The organism is Streptomyces sp. NPDC102274 (assembly GCF_044766385.1).
Lineage (GTDB): Bacteria > Actinomycetota > Actinomycetes > Streptomycetales > Streptomycetaceae > Streptomyces.
Genome location: NZ_JBIWLW010000021.1, coordinates 1 through 14,679, shown reverse-complemented (window position 1 = coordinate 14,679; position 14,679 = coordinate 1). Strand labels below are relative to the sequence as shown.

13 protein-coding genes and 2 pseudogenes are annotated in these 14,679 nt (G+C 72.6%); 7 read left to right on the top strand and 8 right to left on the bottom strand.

From position 1 onward, the window contains the following. Positions 1–100: 100 nt before the first annotated feature. Positions 101–1,528, top strand: a complete 1,428-nt coding sequence (gene mptB / locus ACIRQP_RS25745; protein ID WP_403893503.1) for a polyprenol phosphomannose-dependent alpha 1,6 mannosyltransferase MptB — start codon at positions 101–103, stop codon at positions 1,526–1,528. After that, a complete protein-coding gene (locus ACIRQP_RS25740; RefSeq protein WP_403893502.1) occupies positions 1,525–2,877 on the top strand; it encodes a glycosyltransferase 87 family protein in 1,353 nt (450 codons plus the stop codon). The genes mptB and ACIRQP_RS25740 overlap by 4 nt, the downstream gene beginning before the upstream one ends. Here ACIRQP_RS25740 and ACIRQP_RS25735 read toward each other — a convergent pair. Then, a pseudogene (locus ACIRQP_RS25735) lies at positions 2,789–3,381 on the bottom strand (PP2C family protein-serine/threonine phosphatase); the annotation flags it as partial. The gene ACIRQP_RS25740 and the pseudogene ACIRQP_RS25735 overlap by 89 nt on opposite strands. A gap of 178 nt (positions 3,382–3,559) precedes the next feature. Between ACIRQP_RS25735 and ACIRQP_RS25730 the strand changes: the two are divergent. Further along, complete coding sequence (locus ACIRQP_RS25730) at positions 3,560–4,366, top strand: DUF4232 domain-containing protein (protein WP_403893501.1); 807 nt, start codon at positions 3,560–3,562, stop codon at positions 4,364–4,366. A 150-nt stretch (positions 4,367–4,516) separates the two neighbouring features. Here ACIRQP_RS25730 and ACIRQP_RS25725 read toward each other — a convergent pair. Further along, a pseudogene (locus tag ACIRQP_RS25725) lies at positions 4,517–5,050 on the bottom strand (TerD family protein); the annotation flags it as partial. 229 nt (positions 5,051–5,279) lie between these two features. On the opposite strand from ACIRQP_RS25725, the gene ACIRQP_RS25720 reads away from it, so the two are divergent. Beyond that, positions 5,280–6,149, top strand: coding sequence for an aldo/keto reductase (locus ACIRQP_RS25720; protein ID WP_403893500.1), 870 nt, complete (start codon positions 5,280–5,282; stop codon positions 6,147–6,149). 37 nt (positions 6,150–6,186) lie between these two features. On the opposite strand, the gene ACIRQP_RS25715 is transcribed toward ACIRQP_RS25720, so the two are convergent. Next, positions 6,187–7,200, bottom strand: a complete 1,014-nt coding sequence (locus ACIRQP_RS25715; protein WP_403893618.1) for a ferric reductase-like transmembrane domain-containing protein — start codon at positions 7,198–7,200, stop codon at positions 6,187–6,189. Positions 7,201–7,356: 156 nt separating this feature from the next. On the opposite strand from ACIRQP_RS25715, the gene ACIRQP_RS25710 reads away from it, so the two are divergent. Continuing rightward, positions 7,357–8,031, top strand: coding sequence for a hypothetical protein (locus ACIRQP_RS25710; RefSeq protein ID WP_403893499.1), 675 nt, complete (start codon positions 7,357–7,359; stop codon positions 8,029–8,031). 257 nt (positions 8,032–8,288) lie between these two features. Then, positions 8,289–8,912: a sigma-70 family RNA polymerase sigma factor gene (locus ACIRQP_RS25705; RefSeq protein WP_403893498.1), complete on the top strand. Its 624-nt coding sequence runs from the start codon at positions 8,289–8,291 to the stop codon at positions 8,910–8,912. 30 nt (positions 8,913–8,942) lie between these two features. Here the strand turns inward: ACIRQP_RS25705 and ACIRQP_RS25700 are convergent, their stop codons facing one another. From ACIRQP_RS25700 to ACIRQP_RS25685, 4 genes are read right to left on the bottom strand one after another with little or no spacing between them, the layout of a single operon-like run. Then, complete coding sequence (locus tag ACIRQP_RS25700; RefSeq protein WP_403893497.1) at positions 8,943–10,259, bottom strand: MFS transporter; 1,317 nt, start codon at positions 10,257–10,259, stop codon at positions 8,943–8,945. Beyond that, positions 10,246–11,478, bottom strand: coding sequence for an ATP-grasp domain-containing protein (locus ACIRQP_RS25695; protein ID WP_403893496.1), 1,233 nt, complete (start codon positions 11,476–11,478; stop codon positions 10,246–10,248). Before ACIRQP_RS25695 ends, ACIRQP_RS25700 begins: the two co-directional genes overlap by 14 nt. Beyond that, positions 11,475–12,500 carry a pyridoxal-phosphate dependent enzyme gene (locus ACIRQP_RS25690; RefSeq protein ID WP_403893617.1) on the bottom strand — a complete coding sequence of 342 codons (1,026 nt, stop codon included), beginning with the start codon at positions 12,498–12,500 and terminating at the stop codon, positions 11,475–11,477. Before ACIRQP_RS25690 ends, ACIRQP_RS25695 begins: the two co-directional genes overlap by 4 nt. Before the next feature lie 35 nt (positions 12,501–12,535). Further along, positions 12,536–13,276 carry a class I SAM-dependent methyltransferase gene (locus tag ACIRQP_RS25685; RefSeq protein WP_403893495.1) on the bottom strand — a complete coding sequence of 247 codons (741 nt, stop codon included), beginning with the start codon at positions 13,274–13,276 and terminating at the stop codon, positions 12,536–12,538. A gap of 126 nt (positions 13,277–13,402) precedes the next feature. Between ACIRQP_RS25685 and ACIRQP_RS25680 the strand changes: the two genes are divergently transcribed. Then, positions 13,403–13,723 carry a DUF6191 domain-containing protein gene (locus ACIRQP_RS25680; protein ID WP_403893494.1) on the top strand — a complete coding sequence of 107 codons (321 nt, stop codon included), beginning with the start codon at positions 13,403–13,405 and terminating at the stop codon, positions 13,721–13,723. Positions 13,724–13,747: 24 nt separating this feature from the next. Here ACIRQP_RS25680 and ACIRQP_RS25675 read toward each other — a convergent pair whose 3' ends face one another. Beyond that, on the bottom strand, positions 13,748–14,440 hold the full coding sequence (locus ACIRQP_RS25675) for an NADPH-dependent F420 reductase (protein WP_403893493.1): 693 nt from the start codon (positions 14,438–14,440) through the stop codon (positions 13,748–13,750). Positions 14,441–14,679 lie beyond the last annotated feature (239 nt).

Below are 14,679 nucleotides of genomic sequence, written 5' to 3'. Positions count from 1 at the left end.
GCCGGGGCCCGTTCCGGCTTAAGACGGCGGCTATACGCCTGCCACGTAACCGTAGTGATCACGTCGTCTCCCGGCCACCCCCTCCTGCGAGCCTCCACAGATGCTCGCCCTGAACGCTGATGTGGACCCGAACCGATGCCGGACGCTGGGGCTCGCGGGATCCGTCGCGCTCACCGTCGGCGGGCTGACCGCGGGCGCGCTGCCGGTACGCGACGCGCTGCTGCCCTCCTCGGGCCGGGCCGCCCTGGGCGTGCTCTGCGCGTACTTCGGGCTCGTCCTGCTGATCGCCGCCTGGTGGTGGCTCGGCCGCGCGGTCCGCCGCCCCCGCCCTCCCGCACCCCGGGAACTGCTGGTGACGCTCGCGATCTGGGCGGCGCCCCTGCTGATCGGACCGCCCCTGTTCAGCCGGGACGTGTACAGCTATCTCGCGCAGGGAGCCATGGTCGACGCGCGGATCGATGTGTACACCCACGGGCCCGCGCAGCTGGGCGGCCCGCTCGCCACCGAGGTCGCGCCCGTATGGCAGCACACCCCCGCCCCGTACGGCCCGGTCTTTCTCGCCCTCGCCGCCAGGGCGTCGGATCTCGCCCATGTCGACATGTCCGCCGGGGTGTTCGGTATGCGGCTGGTCGCGCTGCTCGGTGTCGCGCTGATGATCGTCTTTCTGCCGCTGCTCGCCGACCGCTGCGGCGTCGAGCGTTCCGCCGCCCTCTGGCTCGGCGCGCTCAACCCCCTCGTACTGCTGCATCTCGTCTCGGGGGCCCACAACGACGCCCTCATGCTGGGCCTGCTCGGCGCCGGACTCGTGGCGGCCCTCGCTGGCCGGCCGGTCGGAGCCGCGGTCATCGTCGCGCTCGCGGCGCTGGTGAAGGCACCCGCGGCGCTGGGGCTGCTCGCGGTGGCGGCGTTGTGGGCGGGCCGGCTCACCGGCCGGGCACGTACGGTCAGAGCCGCCGCGCTGACCTGCGCCGTCGCCCTGGCCACCACCGCCCTGGTCACGGCCGCGACCGGCACCGGCTATGGCTGGCTCGGCACGCTCTCCACCCCCGTATCGCCCGACAACTGGTCGCTGACCAGCGCACTGGGCCGGCTCAGCGGCACACTGCTGGACGCCGTGGGCAGCGGACTCGCCGACCGGGCCGTACCGGCATGGCGGCTGTTCGGCCTGTTGGCGACCGCGGCCGCCGTGGTGGTGCTCTGGCTGCGCCGGGTGCCGCTGGGACCGGTCTACGCGCTGGCGCTGAGTCTGCTCGCGGTCTTCGCGCTCGGTCCGGCCTTCCGGCCGTGGTACGCGCTGTGGGGGCTGTTCCTGATCGCGGCCGCCGCGCCCCACGGGCGGGTACGGCGCTGGGCCGCGGCCGGCAGCGGCGTACTCGCGCTGGGCCTGCTGCCCAGCGGATCCCCGCCGGACGCCATGCAGTTGACCCTCGCCGTGGGCGGCGGCGCGTTCGCCCTGATCGCGCTGTACTGGATGTTCGAGATGTCCGACCCCGGCACGGTCCACTCCCGGACGCGGGTGGCGTCATGAGACGGGTACGCGACGCGCTGACGACCACCGGACGACGGCCGGCCATCGCGGCGGCCCTCGTCGTGGCCACCGCGGTCTTCCTGGCGACCGTTCCCCTGCACCGGGGCTTCTTCGACGTCGGCGTCTACTACGGCACGGTCAACGACTGGGTCCACCACGACGGCCGGATCTACGACTACCTCCGCCCCGGCACGCAGTACGGCTTCACCTACCCGCCCTTCGCCGCCGTGGTGATGCTGCCGATGGCGCTGGTCTCCTGGCACGTGGCCATCGCCATCAGCGCCGTGCTGAGCGCCGTGGCCTCGGCGCTGCTGCTGCGCTGGCTGGCCGGTCCGGCCGTGCGACGCCTGGTCGCACGACGCGCGGACACGGGCCCCGGCGCGGCGCGGCACGACGACGGGCGGCCGTGGTTCGTGTTCGTCGTGGCCGGGTGTCTGTTCGCCCTGTTCGAACCGGTCCGTGACACCTTCAGCTTCGGCCAGGTCAATCTGCTGCTCGTCGCGCTCGTCTTCGCCGACGCGCGGCTCCTCGCCACCGGGCGCGGCCGGTACGCGGGCATCGGTATCGGGCTGGCCACCGCGATCAAGCTCACGCCCGCGCTGTTCATCGGCTATCTGCTGATCACCGGCCGCCGCCGGCAGGCCGGGGTGGCGACGGGTACGGCCGGCGCGGCCACCCTGCTCGCCGCCCTGATCGATCCCGGCGCCTCCCGGGCCTTCTGGACCTCCGCCCTGTGGGACACCGACCGGGTCGGCGCGCTCGGCTATGTCTCCAACCAGTCGCTGCAAGGTGTCCTGGCCCGGCTCCAGCCCGATCATCCGAGCCGGCTGGTGTGGCTGGTGTGCGTCGTGGCCGTCCTCGCCGTCTGGGCGTACCGCGCACGCGCGGCCGTCCGCGACGGCGACGACCGGACCGGGTTCGCCCTGACCGGCCTCGCCGCCTGCCTGGTCAGCCCTGTCACCTGGGTGCATCACCTGGTCTGGCTGATACCGGCCCTGCTCATCCTGACGGACTCCGCGCTGAGCCGGAGCCCCGGCGCGCGCCGGTGGCCGCTGGCGGCGTGCGGCGCGCTGTATGTCGTCCTGTGCAGCAGCGTCGTCTGGCTCTGGCGCTGGGACTCGTCGGGCCCGGCCGCCTTCCTCGGCGCGAACGCCTACGTCTGGATCACCCTCGGTCTGCTGCTCGTACCCCCGGGTCCCGTGGGGAGAACGCGCCCCGGACCGCGCGCCCGGCGGCTGCCCGGGGCGACCACCGCCGTCGTCACGGACGGGGTGCCCGCCACTCGATCAGCAGGAGCGTGGCGTCGTCGCGCAGTTGATCCTTCTGGTGGTCGAGGATCGAGTGGATGATCCGGCGCAGCGCCTCGGGGCCAGCTCACCGGCCGCCGCGCCCCGGATGATGGAGTCGGTGAAGCGGCGGAGCCCGAGCTGGTCACCGCCCTCGATCCGCGCCTCCGTCACGCCGTCCGTGTACAGCAGCACCCGGTCACCGGGTTCGAGCAGCACCCCGTGGGCCGTGCGGGGGGCCGTGGAGAACTGTGCGGGCAGCCCCATCGGAGGCTGCGCGGGACGCTCCAGCGCGGAGTCGAGCACCCGCTGACCTCGGATGAGCAGAGGCGGTGGATGGCCGCAGTTGCACCAGCGGAAGACCCCCGCCGCCAGATCCAGCTGGGTGATGATGCCGGTGCAGTACTGGTCCGGCAGCCACTGGCCGAGCGCCTGGTCGATGGTGTCGACGAGCTCGGGCAGGTCGGCGCCCGCGCGGCGGGCGTTGCGGCAGCCCGCCATGGCCACGGTGGTGGTCAGTCCCGAGGCCAGATTGTGGCCCATGGCGTCGAAGATCGCGGCGTACAGGGGGATCCGGTCGCCATCGGCGATCACCTCCTCCTCTGAAGTCTCACACCGTCACCCCGGTTCCGCCCTGCCGGACCGGGCGCGGATCCGGTGCCCGGCCGCCGGGTACGAGCGCTCCTCGCTTTTCCGGGTATACGTACGACGGGTATACGTACGACGCGATGGGCAGGTGGGCAGAGTGTCCGATCACTTCCAGACCTTCAGGACGTCATCCCAGGAACAGGGCCAGGAGCCGGGCCAGGGCCGGGGCCGGGTCCCGGGCCCGGTCGCGGACCGGACAGCGGGCAGGTCGCGCCAGGCACGGGCCGGGCGGGCGTGGCGGAGGGTGGCCCTGGCGGCGTCCGTGACGCTGCTGGCCGTCGCGACCGCGGCGTGCGCGGGCGGTGGCGGTTCGGGCGGCTCCGCGGCGTCCGCCCCCGACGGTTCGGGCGGATCCGCCTCCCTGACCCCGTCCGCTTCCTCCTCCGCGGAGAGCGGCGGGGACGGGGCCTCCGGCGCGTCAGGCGCGCCGCCCTCGGCCACGGCTCCGGTCCGGTCGGAGCCCCCGGCGCGGACCAGCGGTGCCGGTCAGGCGGCCGCCACGTCGTCGCGGTGTACGGCGGACCAACTGGGGCTGAGTCTGAGCGCCCCGGACGCGGGAGCGGGCAATATCCGCTACGACCTGCGGCTCGTCAACAAGGGGGCGGGCGCGTGCGTGCTGCGTGGCTTCCCCGGTGTCTCCCTGCTCGCGGGCGACGGCGCCACCATAGGCAGGCCGGCCACCCGCGAGGGCGAGCAGTTGCCCGCCGTGACCCTCGCTCCCGGCGGCACCGCGGACGTCACTCTGCACACCTTGAACAAGGGCATCAAGGGTTCCTCCTGCTGGGCCGCGCCCAGCCTCCTCAAGATCTATCCGCCCGGCTCCAAGGACGCCATGACGCTGCGTACTTCGACGCCGGTCGTCTGCGGTGACACCTTCACCGTGACCGCGGTGCGATCCGGCTGACCGGCCCAGGATCCTGGCGGGCAGAGCTGTCCGGTCATCTGGCGTCACGTCTGGCCGAAGAGCTGCGTCCAGTACGTCCCGGCCGGTCCGCCGCCTGCGAAACCGACTCCCAGGTGGGTGAAGCCGGGCTTGAGGGGTGACGGCCGTCGCGGGTGCGGTCGGCGCCGCGGCCCCGACGGGTGACGGCGGTACGGGGCCGGGCGCCTCCTCCGCGACCTCGACGCCGAAGTCTCGGGCGATTCCGGCCAGTCCGTCCACGTACCCCTGGCCGAGCGCGCGGAGCTTCCACACGGCGCCGCGCCGGTAGATCTCCGCCAGCAGCAGCACCGTCTCATGCGTCGGGCGCGCGGGGGTGAACCGGGCCAGGACGCGGGCGCCGGCCCCGGTGACCGTCAGCGCCGGGACGGGCAGCCGGCCGAGGGGGGTGCCGGGGTCGGCCGGGCTGACCACGACGGTGACCCGGCTCGCGCCCGCCCGCAGCCGCCGGGGGTCCAGGCCGATACCGTCGGCGAGCAGCCGGGCACCGGGGGCCGCCGGCTGGTTGTAGAAGACGAAGTCGCCGTCACCGGCGACCTTCCCGCTGTCGCCGGTGATCAGCACGGAGAGATCGAAGGGGCCCGGGACCCGGAACCACAGCTCCGTGTCCGGCAGGGGCATGTTTCCGCCGGGAACCAACTCGCTCATCGGTACCGTCCCTCCGGCTCGGGGTCGGGTCACGTCAGCCTGGTGATGACGCTGTCCGGGGAACGTCGCGGGAGGGCGCGACGGTTCCGCGCGGGCGCGACGGTTGCGTACGGTGGAGAATGGGAGCGGAAGACGGGGCTCCGCTGATGGTGGGCCATGGGAACAATCCCGTCGGCTCCTCGCGTTGACCCCAGTGTAACTAAACGTGTAGTTCACTCAGGAGCTGATCATGACCGTCACCCAGCAGCCTGCTCGCGCGTCCGGCACGTTTCTCCTCGGCGGCGATCTGTCCGTCACCCGGCTCGGCTACGGCACCATGCAGCTGACCGGTCCCGGCGTCTGGGGAGACCCGGAGGATCCGGCGGAGGCCGTGCGGGTCCTGCGCCGCGCCGTCGAGCTGGGCATCAACTTCATCGACACGGCCGACGCGTACGGCCCCTTCACGGCGGATCTGCTGCTCAGGAAGGCGCTGCACCCGTACCCCGACGATCTGGTGATCGCCACGAAGGCGGGATTCACCCGCACCGGCCCCAACGAGTGGGTACCGGTGGGGCGTCCGGAATATCTTCGCCAGCAGGTCGAACTGAGCCTGCGTCATCTCGGCGTGGAGCGTATCGATCTGCTCCAACTGCACCGCATCGACCCGAAGGTGCCGCTCGCGGAGCAGCTCGGCGCGCTGGTGGCATTGCAGAGCGAGGGCAAGATCCGCCACCTCGGCCTGAGCGAGGTCTCCATCGCGGAGCTGGAGGAAGCCGGGAAGACCGCACGGATCGTGTCCGTGCAGAACCGCTTCAATCTCGCCGACCGCGCGGCCGAGGACGTACTGGAGTACGCGCAGGACCGGGGGCTGGCGTTCATCCCCTGGTTCCCGCTGGCCACCGGCGCCCTCGCGGGTCCGGACAGCCCCCTGACGAAGATCGCCGCCGACCGCGGTGCGGCTCCGTCGCAGCTGGCCCTGGCCTGGCTGCTGCGGCGCTCGCCGGTCATCCTCCCGATCCCGGGCACTTCCTCGGTGTCGCATCTGGAGGAGAACACCATCGGCGCCACCATCGAACTGACCGACGACGAGTTCGAGACGCTCTCCCGCGCGGCCGGCTGACGCCGGACGGCCCGACGCGGAGCCGCTGCCGACCGGCTCAGTCGTGATTGTGGGTGGAGGACGTATCGGCGGGAGGGATGTTGCGACCGCCGTCCCTCCCGCTGAGGACGATGGCCAGGATCGCGACGACGACACCCGCCACGGCGAGGCGTCCGACGAGACGCAGGGACCAGCCGGACCAGATCCGCCAGGCCGCGCCACCGGTTCCGCTTCCCGCGCCGGGGCGTGACAACTGCTCGGAGCGGCGGGCCGGGCGCAGCAGCCGGACGAGCAGCAGGGCCGCGATGGGCAGTTGCAGCAGCCAGACCGAGGCGCGGAACCACCCGTCGTACCAGACGTTCGTTCCGTACAGCAGGGTGTGCCAGACACTCAGGACGTAGACGACGATCACGAAGCGGTGCAGTACGCGCCAGGTCTTGGGGCCGATGCGGTGTCTGACGTAGAAGAGCAGCCCCAGCGGGATCGCCAGATAGAGCGCGGCCTGGCCGACCGGCATCGCGATCTGCCCCGTGCCCGAGTCGTAGCCGCCCGGCACGAACGCCTCGATGAAGGCCGTCCACAGCCGGGAGTTCCACCGTGTTGTGTCGTGCCGTACCAACTCGGCGGCGAACAGCAGGGCGTGAGCCGCGATCAGCGCGATCGTGTTGAGGCTCGTCGTACGGTGCAGCCGTTCCAGCCGGGGGCCCGACAGTGGCAGCCGCTTCGGGCGGGGCCCGGAGAGCAGCAGACCGAGAATCACGGTGCCCCATGCCCACAGCAGCGCCGACCAGCCGAACGCCTGGCTGAGGAAGTACATCCAGAAGCCCCCCGCGTCCGCCATGAAGGGCATGACGGACACGGTCGAGGACGTCTTCGCCCGGATCCGGGCGTAGAGCAGCGCGAAGACGGCGGCGGTCACCACCAGCGCGATCAGACCGTCGGGCACCGAGGCCCTGAGGTCGGACCGGAGTGTGGGCCGGGGAGGCCGTCGGCCCGGGGCGGTGACGGGCTCTTCGGCCGGTTCTGCAGGCTCGCTCGGCTCGGACGCGGCGGACGCGGGGGACGACTTCATACCGGAGCAGTCGGCCGTCGGGCCGGGAAAGTTCCCGGTGGCTCCATGTGACATGGATCACCTCTCTCGGTGTCGTTCTATAACGGGCGAACCGTCGACGTATCCGGATCAGCAGCTCTTTTCCGAAGCTCGGCCCCGGGTGACACGATGTCGGCCATGGGAGCCGGGCCCGCATTCCGCCTCACACGCGCCGCGATCTTCGCGGTCGTGTGCGTAGCGGTGTCCGGTCTCGGACATGCCCTGCGCTCCGAAGCCCCGCTGCCCCGGCCCGCGTTGGCCCTCGCCCTGCTCGTGGCGGGCGGCGCGGGATGGTGGCTGGCCGGGCGGGAGCGCGGGGTTCTGGCCATTACCGGGGCGAGCGCCGCCGGGCAGGTGGCCCTGCACGCGCTGTTCAGCTGGACCCATAGGCTTCCGCCGCCCGCCGGGACGGCGCCCGCCATCGGCGCGCCGGGGGAGGGCCGTTCCGGTATGACGATGGCGCACGCCCACTCCGGGATGAGTGAGGCGTCGCCGGATGTCCTGGCACTCGTCCTTTCCTACGACGGCCATTCCCTGACCTCGGGCATGGCGGCGGCGCACTTCGTCGCGGGGCTGCTGTGCGGCTGGTGGCTGTGGCGCGGCGAGTCGGCGGTCCTCCAACTGGGCCGCACACTCACGCTGTTCGTCGCCGCACCGCTGCTGCTCGCGTGGCGGGTGCTGACCGGCACCGGGTTCACCGCGCCGCGTGCGCGGATCCGCACCCCGGGCAGGCCGCGGCGCGGGCCGCGCCCGCTCGTCCTCCTGCGGGGCATCACCCGCCGGGGTCCACCGGTCCTTCCGTCCCTCCGCTGACCCTCCGTCCGTCCGCGCTGTGCCGCGCGCGGCCGAGGGCCCTTCCAGGCACGTACGCGTGCCTGTTCACAGGCATGCCGGTCGCCGGCGGCGGCGCCGCGGGGACCGGCCACCGATGGAGCCGCGCGGACACCGCGTCCGGCGTGGCTCCGCGAGGACACGAAGGACCACCTGCGATGCCTGCTCCGCCGATGAATCCCCCTGCCCGCGGCACGAGACCCGCCGCCCCCGCCACTCCTCCCCACACTCCCACCACCATGGCCCGCGCCCCGGAGGCCGGCTCACCGGGCGTCCGATCCGCCCACCGCGATCTCCAGATCACCGCCTGGGCGGTGGCCGCGGGCACCGGCGACCGCGAGGCCGCCGAGCGGTTCGTCCACGCGACGTACGACGACGTACGCCGGTTCGTCGCGCATCTCAGCGCCGACGTGCCCGGCGCCGACGATCTGGCCCAGGAGACCTATCTGCGGGCCCTGACCAGCCTGGCGAAGTTCGCGGGCCGCTCCTGCGCGCGCACCTGGCTGTTGTCGATAGCGCGGTGTGTGGTCATCGACCGCTACCGCGGCGCCGCCGCCCGGCCCCGGCTCGCCGACACCACCGACTGGCAGAGCGCCGCCGAGCGTGCCCAGCCGCGCCAGCTGCCCGGCTTCGACGAGGCCGTCGCGGTGTTCGACGCACTGGGCGCGCTGGACCCGGCGCGGCGGCAGGCGTTCGTACTGACCCAGGTACTGGGGCTCTCGTACGCGGAGGCCGCCGACGCCGCGGGCTGCCCCGTCGGTACGGTGCGCTCACGGGTCGCGCGGGCGCGGCGCGACCTCACCGCCGTATGGCTGGCGGACCGTGACCCGGGGCTGCCGCCCGTCCGCGCGGCGTCCCGGTAACGGACGGTCCGGTCCGCGCCGTCCTCAGGTTCAGGTACGGCGCGGACCGCCGTCGGCCGTCGCGTGCTTCTTCGGCCGGGAGCCGGCATACCGGCGGCGCACCGCACCGGCCAGCGGGATCAGCAGCACGGGCAGGACCAGAGCCTGGAGCGAGACCGCGAACCAGAAGCCGCGCGCCGTTCCCACCTCTTCGGCCGCGCCGTACAACTGACCGCCCGCCACCCCGCTGGCGAACGCGCCGATCCCCGCCGCCAGCCGCTGCCGGCCGAAGACCACGGCGGGCACGGCGGACGAGCGGGCCAGCGCCTCCAGATCGTTCTTGAGGAAGAGCACGATCTCGCCCAGACAGATCAGCGCGGCCCCCACGCCGATCCCCGTCCGGCCACCGGCACCGATGACCGCTGTCCCGGCGGCCATCGCGCCGAAGCCCACCCCCATCGCACGCCGGTAGGAGAGCCCGGCGATCCACTCCGACAACAGGGGCTGCGCGACCACCAGCAGACACGCGTACCCCATCAGCACGCCGCCGTAGAACGACGCCGAGGTACGGGGGACGGCGTAGAGCGCCAGATAGTGCTGGAAGAACATGAAGACATACACGCTCAGTACGGTCACCACGAACGGCAGTCCGTCCCCGCCCGGACTCCCCGCTCGCACGGCGTGATCCTCGTCCGCACGCCGATCGCTCGCGCCGGGCGCGAAGGACGCGGCCGGCAGCAGTGCGTGCCCGAGCCCGACCACCGCGAACAGCACGGTGACACCGGCGAACAGGGCGCCCGGCGAGGTCAGCACGAACGGCGCCGCGGCCGGCGGGCCCAGTGCGATGCCCGCGTTGAACGCCGATCCGCTCGCGGACAGCAGCCGGGGCCGCTCCGACTCCGCCGCGCCATCCACCAGATACGCCTTGTTCGCGGGGAGATACAGCGCCGCCCCGCACGACACCAGGAACAGTGCGCCGATCGCGGCCGACGGACTGCCGAGCCCCGGCACGAACGCGGCGAAGCCCGCCGTACGCACGGCCAGCGCCACCAGCATGGTGGCGCGCAGCCCGATCCGCCGGGCCAGGGCGCCCCCCGCCACCCCGCCGGAGAACTGCACCAGTGAGGCGACGGCGAGTACGAACCCGACCGTGCCGACTCCGAGCCCCAGCCGCTGGTGCAGCAGCACCGACATATACGGCAGTACGGCGAAGCTGCCCAGCGTGATCAGGAACGAGCAGACCAGCAGGAACGACCGCGGACCGCTGGACCGCCGTCTCCCGGCAGCTCGTTCGTGCGTGGTGCCGGCCCCGCTGTCGCCCTTCGGGCCGGCACCCCGGCGCGTCGGCCCGCGCTCACGGCCCGCCATCGGCCACCAGGACGGGGCGCACCCGCGCCGCGGCGCTCGCGGCCCGGTGCAGCGCCAGCTCGGCGGTGGCCGCCTCGGCCAGCACCATCCCGGTGCAGCCGCGCTGGTCGGCCACGGTGTGAATCTCGTCCCCCGGCGCCCTGACCGGATACCAGCGCACCTCACCCGGATAGGCACCCAGCTCATCGAGTCCCTGCCAGCCCGCGAGGGTCCCCGGCCGGTCCGGATAGACGAGCACGAAACCGCACGCGGCGCCGGAGTGGTCGAGTGGCTCATCCATGAGCCGGGGACGACGCCCGAGCGCGGCCTCGATCATCGCCTCGTACACATTCGTCCCCAGGGACCGGCACAGCGCTTCCCCGACCAGGGCGCCGCCGATCCTCCGGTTGATCTCGACCAGTTCGGGCCCCTGGCCGGTGAGGATGAACTCCACATGGGCGAAGCCGCCGTCATGCCCCGCCGTCCGCAGCACACGGCCCACCCATGCCTCGATCTCACCCCGCTCGGCCGGGGGCAGCGCGACGGGAAAGGCCGCGGCCTCCTCCCGTACGGCGATGTCCCGCGAGGTCTGCCGGCTGAGCACCCCCAGCAGCCGGGTCTCCCCGGCCCAGCTCAGTGTCTCCGCGCTGTAGAGCGGCCCGGCGAGGAACGACTCCGCGAACAGCCCCCCGGCGAGCGCCTGTTGGGACGCCTCACGGAGCGCGGCGCGCAGCTCCTCCTCGTCCCTGATCACCCAGACGTTACGCGAGGAGGTGCCCGCCGAGTCCTTGAGGACGAGCGGCGGCGCGAGCGTACGGAGCACCTCGCCCGCGCTGTCCGGATCCGGCGCCACCGGCACGGCGGGGCTCCTGCTCAGCCCGTGGCGGTGCAGCAGTGCGCGCACCCGTGACTTGTCGCGCAGCAGCCGTACCGCCTCGGGGTCGGGCCCCGGCAGGCCGAACTCGGCCGCGAGACCGGCGGCGGGCACACTCCACGTGTCCGTGGTGTTGAGGAGACCGGCCAGTCCGGGCAGGGCGGCAAGCACCCGCCGGATCTCGGCCGGGTCGAAGGTGTCGACATCGACGACGGAGAGCGGCGCGTCGGCCGGCAGTGTGTCCAGCTCGTGCCGGTACACCGACCGGTCGCGGGTGAGCAGGGTCAGCCGGTGCCCGGCCCCGGCGGCCGCGGCGGCCATCCGGGCCAGTCCGAACGACAGCGACTCCAGCGCGGCGATGGTCACAACGCCTCCCCTTCCGAACCGACTTCCGCCACCACGGGCTCCTTGTGCGGGCGACGCGCCCACTCCATCACGGACCACGGCGGACCGAGGTCGTCCAGCGCGTGGATCCTGCGCGGTCGCAGCGTGCGCAGATCCAGGGCCTCGGCGTGCCGGGCGAACACCCGCTCCGCATACCGGTGTCCGGTGTCCGCGCCGATGACGAGATGCTGCCGTCCGGGATCGGCCTCCGCCTCCCACGACGCGACCAGATGCGCGGCGCCCGTCGACAGCCCGGCGAAGACGGCGTGTTCGCGCAGCAGACCCACCGCGCCGGCCATGGCGTGCCGGAAGTCCACCCAGTGCACCGTGTCGTACAGCTCGTGCCGGACATTGCCGAACGGGATCGAGCTGCCGATCCCCGCGATGATCGCCTCCGGATCGCTGAAGCGCTCGCTGCCGAACGTCACACTCCCGAACGGCTGGATGCCCACCAGCCGCACCGCCCGGCCGGGGCCGTGCCCCGGCTCCCGCAGCGCCCGGACCAGACCGCCGGTGGAGGCGCCGGTGCCGACGGCGCCGACGACGGTCAGCGAACGGTCCGGCAGCGCCGCCGTGACCAGCTCGGCGAACTCCCGGTAGCCCGCGTAGTGCACCGCGTCGTGGTACTGCCGCATCCAGTGGAAGTCCGGCCTGCGGGCCAGCAGTTCCCGTACGTGCCGCACCCGCCGTTCCTGATCGAGCCGCAGACTCTCCGACGGGGGCATCTGGTCGACCGTCGCGCCCAGCACCTCCAGCTGCGCCCGCATCACCGCGTCGACCGTGGTGGACGCCACGATGTGACACCGCAGCCCGTACCGGTGGCAGGCCATCGCGAGCGCCAGCGCGTAGATACCGCTCGAACTGTCGATGAGCGTCTGTCCGGGCACGATACGGCCGCGCCGCAGCAGCGTACGGACCGCACCGAGCGCCGCGTAGACCTTCATCGTCTCGAAGCGCGCGAGCACCACATTGGGGCTCAGCCGGATCAGGTCCGGGGCCTTCATCGCGTCGGTGACATGCTCGTGTACGCGTACGTCCGTCACTTCCGTACCCCCCTGACGATCAGCCGGCGGGAATGCTGGTCGTAGACGCCGCCGTCGAAGCCCCCGAAGCACTCGACATCCGTGAACCCGGCCGCCACGAAGAGGTCGTGCAGTTCGGCGGCGCTGTAGAGAAAGGAGGTGAGGGATGCCGTACGCGCCGAAGTACCCCGTACCAGCGTCCAGTCGGTGCGCAGCCGGCGCCAGCTGTCGAGCACCACATCACGCTGCACCACATAGGAGCCGTCGGGCAGATCCACGGCCTGGGGCCGCCCGATCCAGCCGGCCAGCACCTCCTTGCCCATCACATCCACCACGAGCCGGCCGCCGGGGGCGAGGGACGCGTGGGCGTTGCGCAGGACCCGCAGATTGTCGTCGGGATCGTCGAAGTAGCCGAAGGAGGTGAAGACGTTCAGCACGACATCGAAGGAGCCCGGTTCCACCTGGTCGAGCATGTCGGCCCGCACCAGCCGGACATCCGCGCCGGCCTCCGCACAGGCGGCCCGCGCACCTTCCAGCATGGACGGACTGAGATCGACACCCGTGACGGTGTAGCCGCGCCGCGCCAGTGGTACCAGGAACAGCCCGGGACCACAGCACAGGTCGAGCACCCGGGAGCCGGGCGGGAAGTCGAGGAGCGGGGAACTCGCCACGATTTCGGCGGCCTGCTCGGCGCGGCCGGGAGAGAACATCGTGGGCGCGAAGTCGGACCAGAGGGAGTCGTCCTCGTACCACTGCAAACCGGCTGTCCTCCTCCGGAGCCTCAACGGCCCCTGACATGAGCGCTGGTACTCGCTTTCGTGTCAGTAGTCGGCCGTCGCACCCGGCTGGTTCCCGGAGAGTTCGTGTACCCGCACACTGGAGCGATGGAGACAGTGGTGTTCATGACGCTCCCCGGCCTGGTCATCGTGCTGACCGTGGTGGCCTTCGCCGATCAGCTGCTGCTGCGCGCGGGGCGGGCGGGCATGCTGCCGTGGCGCAACAGCGCGCGGCAGGGGCAGATCTCTGCCACCGGGTTCGAGCAGCTGCACGCGAGTTTCTCGCCGGGCAAGCAGAACGAACTGAAGGAGCGGCAGTTGGCGCTGCTGCTCAGGGACGACGAGGAGGACGGCGCCCCGCCGCACCGGACCACGGTGGATCTGGACGGCGGGACGGCGGTCATACGGCTGCCGGACGCGCGGCCGTAGCGAACCCCGGCCGGCTCGCCGGGGTCAGCCCCGGGTGGCGGCGGCCAGCGCCGTGCGCAGCGTCGCGGCGTCCGCGCTCTTGCCCGGGTCGTCGGCGGTGATGCCGAGACCTTGCGGGTTCTGCGCGTACGGAAGGACATACGCCGGTGTGTCGCGCTGGAAGCGCCAGCTGTCGGCGAGGGTCCCCACGTCGAGGGCGTCGAATCCGAGGAGGTCGAGCAGCCGGGTCGCGGATGCCTTCGCCTCGGGGTCGTCACCGGCGATCGGGAGGGCCGTGCGATCGGCCGCGCCCGTGGGCCGGGCGAGTGCGGCCAGATGCTTGAAGAAGATGTTGTTGAACGCCTTGACGACGTGGGCGTCCGGCAGATGCCGTTGGAGAAGTTCGCTGGTGGTGGACTCCTCCGCGTCCAGCTCGGCGATCCGCCCGTCGCGCTCGGGGTAGTAGTTGTTCGTGTCGAGAACGACCTTCCCCGCCAGCGGCGCCACCGGCACCTGGCGGTAGTTCTTCAGCGGGACGGTCACCACGACCCAGTCCCCGGCCACCGCCGCCTCGGCGGGCGTCGCGGCCCGCGCCCGCGGTCCCAGCTCCGCCACCAGTTCGGCCAGGGTCTCCGGCCCGCGTGAGTTGCTGAGGACCACATCCAGCCCGGCGGCGACGCCGAGCCTCGCGAGGGTGCTGCCGATGTGTCCACTGCCGATCAGTCCAAGAGTGCTCATGCTGATCCCAGCCGGATACCCGGACGCGGTATTCCCGCCCGCCCGTGACCGGCCGCTTCTGGCCTAAGGTCCGGGCCGGGGCGGTGCCGGGACGGGACGGGACGGACCGTCGTCCCGCGGCGCGCTCCGCGGGACCTGCCCTTTGCTTGACTCTGTCGGGGATCTTGGATGGTTGAGGTCAGGTGCCGAGGGTGCGCCAGGACTTTGACCGGGGGATCCCGTGCTGGTCCAGGAAGGTC

Bases quoted from the DNA above. Each gene is read 5' to 3' on its own strand.
- mptB (WP_403893503.1), top strand. From the start codon at position 101: ATGCTCGCCCTGAACGCTGATGTGGACCCGAACCGATGCCGGACGCTG.
- ACIRQP_RS25740 (WP_403893502.1), top strand. From the start codon at position 1,525: ATGAGACGGGTACGCGACGCGCTGACGACCACCGGACGACGGCCGGCC.
- ACIRQP_RS25720 (WP_403893500.1), top strand. From the start codon at position 5,280: ATGACCGTCACCCAGCAGCCTGCTCGCGCGTCCGGCACGTTTCTCCTC.
- ACIRQP_RS25715 (WP_403893618.1), bottom strand. From the start codon at position 7,200: ATGAAGTCGTCCCCCGCGTCCGCCGCGTCCGAGCCGAGCGAGCCTGCA.
- ACIRQP_RS25710 (WP_403893499.1), top strand. From the start codon at position 7,357: ATGGGAGCCGGGCCCGCATTCCGCCTCACACGCGCCGCGATCTTCGCG.
- ACIRQP_RS25705 (WP_403893498.1), top strand. From the start codon at position 8,289: ATGGCCCGCGCCCCGGAGGCCGGCTCACCGGGCGTCCGATCCGCCCAC.
- ACIRQP_RS25700 (WP_403893497.1), bottom strand. From the start codon at position 10,259: ATGGCGGGCCGTGAGCGCGGGCCGACGCGCCGGGGTGCCGGCCCGAAG.
- ACIRQP_RS25690 (WP_403893617.1), bottom strand. From the start codon at position 12,500: ATGAAGGCCCCGGACCTGATCCGGCTGAGCCCCAATGTGGTGCTCGCG.
- ACIRQP_RS25680 (WP_403893494.1), top strand. From the start codon at position 13,403: ATGGAGACAGTGGTGTTCATGACGCTCCCCGGCCTGGTCATCGTGCTG.
- ACIRQP_RS25675 (WP_403893493.1), bottom strand. From the start codon at position 14,440: ATGAGCACTCTTGGACTGATCGGCAGTGGACACATCGGCAGCACCCTC.